Origin of the sequence: Streptomyces tricolor (assembly GCF_002155905.1) — a bacterium.
In the GTDB taxonomy this organism is placed as follows: domain Bacteria; phylum Actinomycetota; class Actinomycetes; order Streptomycetales; family Streptomycetaceae; genus Streptomyces; species Streptomyces tricolor.
Genome location: NZ_MUMF01001001.1, coordinates 1 through 536 on the forward strand (window position 1 = coordinate 1; position 536 = coordinate 536).

At 74.5% G+C, this 536-nt stretch carries 1 pseudogene; it reads left to right on the forward strand.

Going from position 1 to position 536, the window contains the following annotated elements:
• Positions 1-536: pseudogene (locus CCN44_RS42300) on the forward strand (L-tyrosine/L-tryptophan isonitrile synthase family protein); the annotation flags it as partial.

Here is a 536-nt window from a genome sequence, read left to right on the forward strand (position 1 = left end):
GACCAGGCCGAACGCCTCTCCCTGCGCTTCCTCGACGCCCTGTGCGCGGACATCGAGCGGATCCACCCGCCGGGCGCCCGGGTCGTCCTCTGCTCCGACGGGCATGTCTTCGGGGACCTGATCGGCGTCCCCGACGCGCACATCGACGCCTATGCCGACGCACTGCGCCTGCTGATCGCGGAGTCGGCGCCGGCCCGGCTGTCGGTCTTCGACCTGCGCGACGTCCTCGGCGACCTGCCGTACGACGCCAAGCGCGCCCGGGTGCACGCCCGTTACGCCCCGCCCCTGGACGACCTGCGCGCCNNACGCCGCCGCCCGCGCCCTGTACCGGGGCATCACCCGCTTCCTCGTCGAGGACACCGCCGCGTTCCCCGGCACCCGTTCCGCCCTGCAACGCGAGTGCCGCAGACGTGCCTACGGCGTCATCCAGCGCAGCCGCGCCTGGGGCGGCCTCATCGCCGAGCACCACCGCCGCGCCGTACGCCTGTCCATCCACCCCCAGCCCGTCGGCGGCCCCAAGTTCGGCATCCGCCTCC